Source organism: Nautilia sp., assembly GCF_053994455.1.
This window is the reverse complement of record NZ_JBMYAU010000079.1, coordinates 1-3095: the sequence shown is the minus strand read 5'-3', so window position 1 is coordinate 3095 and position 3095 is coordinate 1. Positions and strand designations below refer to the sequence as shown.

Sequence of the window (3095 nt, the reverse complement as noted above, 5' to 3'; positions counted from 1 at the left end):
ACAAAATCTTCTCTTAAATCTTCAATAAAAATATTTTCGGGTTTTACACCGAGCTTTATCGCTTTTTCCCTGGCTTCTTCTACTTCCTCGCCCTGACCGATGTCGGCGGTGAACGTTACCACTTCAGCGTTGTAGGTATCCTGAAGCCATTTTAAAATAATACTCGTATCAAGTCCTCCACTGTATGCCAATACAACTTTCATTTAAGTCCTTTTTTATGAAATTATACTAAGTCTTTGGAAGATTTTTTCAAAATCCACGCTTAGTTTACATTTTGTTTCTTTAAATTCGTAATTTTTAAGTATGTCGCCTTCTTTTTCATAATTTTTACCGGTTAATTTGTATATTTTTGCCTTTTGGTCCTCCGGATATACCAAAACGTAATATCTGACTTTTTCTTTTTCGTAAAGTGCGAATTTGAATTTTTCGTCCCTTCTTGCGCTGCTTTTGCTGACTATTTCGAAGATGATTTCAGGTGCTACGCTTAAGAAAGGTTTGTTTAATTTTTCACATGTTAATACGACGTCGGATCTTACCACGTTTTCTTCGTCTATTTTGTAATCGACTTCGCCAAGTACCGCACACTCCTCACAGTTTTCAAGCTGTTTTCTTAATTGAAATGATAATTCCATTGCTATAAACTGATGAGTCGGAAGAGGCGCCGGTGCCATTGCAAGCGGAATGCCGTCGATAAGCTCCCACCTTCCTTCCCATTTTTTGTAATCTTCGTATGTGTAATATTCAATCGCACACATAAACAGCCTTTTTTTCTAATTATAGCAAATTAGATATAATTTCTAAAAAAAGGGACGTTTTGAGAATAGACAAGTTTTTAAATGCCGTAAATATAGTAAAAAGGCGCACTATTGCCGATGAAATGTGCAAAGAAGGGGTTGTGTTTATAAACGGTAAAAAAGCAAAAAGCGCAAAAGACGTAAAGCCGGGCGACGTTATCGAAATACACTATCTAAGCGGAATAAAAAAATATGAAGTCCTGCAAATTCCCAAAACCAAAACGATTCCTAAAAGTAAAAAACAAGAATATGTTAAGGAGATATGATTATATAAGCATTCCTTCTTGTGAAAAACTGTAAAAACCTTCTTTTGTTATTATCAGATGATCTAAAAGTTCAATTCCGATAAGTTTACCGACTTCTTGAAGTCTTTTTGTAATCTCAATATCGTTGCCGCTTGGAGTAAGCTCCCCGCTTGGGTGGTTGTGTGCGATAATTATTGAATTTGCCCTGTCGGCTATAGCGTCTGCGAAAATTTCTCGAGGATGAATTATGCTTTGATTTAAAGTTCCTATAAAAACGACTCTTTTGTTTATTACGTTCATTGCTCCGTCAAGTGTGATAGACAAAAAATATTCCTGTTTTTTATTTGCGTATTCTTTTAATAGCTCATAAGTGTCTTTTGCGTCGTTTATTTTATTATTGTTTTTCGTATAATATCGTCTTCCGAGTTCAACAGCGGCTAAGATAACCGATACTTTCGCATTGCCGAGTCCTTTAATCGAGAAGAGTTTTTCGGGTGATAAATTCGGAAAATTTTTATCAATTATTTCCTCTATCTCTTTTGATAGTTTTCTTACATCTTTTCCTTTTATTCCCGAACCTATCAAAATGGCTATAAGTTCATCGTTTTGTAATGCTTTGACACCTTTTTGAATAAGTTTTTCCCTTGGTTTATCTTTATGATAAAGTTCATTCAGTTTTTTCATGCCAAGCCTTTGCATTTTTAATATTTTAGCTTAATTTTACGGCAGGTTTGATATAATTTATTAAAAATTTGGGAGAAAATATGAGCGAACAGGAGCAAAGAGAAAAACTTCACAACCAAATCTGGAAAATAGCCAATGAAGTAAGGGGTTCTGTTGACGGGTGGGATTTTAAACAGTATGTATTAGGGACTCTTTTTTACAGGTTTATAAGTGAAAATTTTGCTAAATATATGGCGGGGGATGAAGATATAGATTATGCCGCTCTTTCCGATGATGTTATAACTCTCGAAATAAAAGAAGATGCAATTAAATCAAAAGGCTATTTTATTTATCCTAGCCAGCTTTTTTGCAATGTGGTAAAAAACGCTCCAAATAACCCCAATTTAAATACCGACCTTGCGAAAATATTTGCCGATATTGAAAATTCTGCAAACGGGTATCAGAGTGAAGAGGATATAAAAGGTCTTTTTGCCGATTTTGATACTACAAGCAATCGTCTTGGTAAAACGGTAGCGGAAAAAAACAAAAGGCTAACAGCCGTCCTTCAGGGAGTGGCGGGGCTTGACTTTGGGGATTTTGAAGATAGTAAAATTGATCTTTTCGGGGATGCTTATGAATTTTTGATTTCAAAATATGCCGCAAATGCAGGAAAAAGCGGGGGAGAGTTTTTTACGCCTCAAAGCGTTTCAAAACTTATATCAAGACTCGCTCTTTACAATCAAAAAGAAGTCAATAAAATCTACGACCCGGCGTGTGGTTCTGGCTCGTTGCTTTTACAGGCAAAAAAGCAGTTTGATGAGCATATTATCCAGGAAGGTTTTTTTGGAGAGGAGATAAACCACACAACCTATAACCTTGCAAGAATGAATATGTTTTTACACAATATAAATTACGATAAATTTTCAATATATCATGGAGATACTTTAACAAACCCGGCTTTTTTGGACGAAAGACCTTTTGACGCAATTGTTTCAAATCCTCCGTATTCCATCAAATGGATAGGAAGCGACGACCCGACACTGATAAACGATGAAAGATTTGCACCCGCAGGCGTGCTGCCTCCGAAATCAAAAGCCGATTTTGCTTTTATTTTACATGCTTTAAATTATCTTTCCCCAAAAGGACGGGCGGCTATTGTTACGTTTCCGGGAATTTTTTACAGAAGCGGGGCTGAAAAGAAAATCAGACAATATCTTGTGGAAAATAACTATATAGAAACAATAATTGCACTGCCTCCGAATCTTTTTTACGGCACATCTATAGCGGTGAATATACTTATACTTTCAAAAAACAAAACAGATACGAAGATTCAGTTTATAGATGCAAGCAAATTTTACAAACAGCAGACTAACAATAACGTTTTAGAGTCTCA

General features: G+C 35.6%; 5 protein-coding genes. 2 read left to right on the top strand and 3 right to left on the bottom strand.

The features are described from left to right. Positions 1 to 203, bottom strand: a 203-nt coding sequence (locus ACXJIE_RS05960; protein WP_456480055.1) for an argininosuccinate synthase domain-containing protein, incomplete at its 3' end; no start/stop codon positions are given. 12 nt (positions 204 to 215) lie between these two features. Beyond that, complete coding sequence (locus ACXJIE_RS05955; RefSeq protein WP_456480054.1) at positions 216 to 755, bottom strand: Uma2 family endonuclease; 540 nt, start codon at positions 753 to 755, stop codon at positions 216 to 218. A gap of 59 nt (positions 756 to 814) precedes the next feature. Here ACXJIE_RS05955 and ACXJIE_RS05950 point away from each other — a divergent pair, with 59 nt between their 5' ends. Next, positions 815 to 1060 carry an RNA-binding S4 domain-containing protein gene (locus tag ACXJIE_RS05950; RefSeq protein WP_456480053.1) on the top strand — a complete coding sequence of 82 codons (246 nt, stop codon included), beginning with the start codon at positions 815 to 817 and terminating at the stop codon, positions 1058 to 1060. Here ACXJIE_RS05950 and radC read toward each other — a convergent pair whose 3' ends face one another. Then, positions 1061 to 1723: a RadC family protein gene (radC, locus tag ACXJIE_RS05945; RefSeq protein WP_456480052.1), complete on the bottom strand. Its 663-nt coding sequence runs from the start codon at positions 1721 to 1723 to the stop codon at positions 1061 to 1063. It lies immediately after the preceding gene. A gap of 80 nt (positions 1724 to 1803) precedes the next feature. Between radC and ACXJIE_RS05940 the strand changes: the two genes are divergently transcribed. Next, positions 1804 to 3095, top strand: a 1292-nt coding sequence (locus ACXJIE_RS05940; RefSeq protein ID WP_456480051.1) for a type I restriction-modification system subunit M, incomplete at its 3' end; no start/stop codon positions are given.

Excerpts from the sequence above, each read along its gene's own strand:
- radC (WP_456480052.1), bottom strand. The coding sequence starts at position 1,723 with ATGAAAAAACTGAATGAACTTTATCATAAAGATAAACCAAGGGAAAAA.
- ACXJIE_RS05955 (WP_456480054.1), bottom strand. The coding sequence starts at position 755 with ATGTGTGCGATTGAATATTACACATACGAAGATTACAAAAAATGGGAA.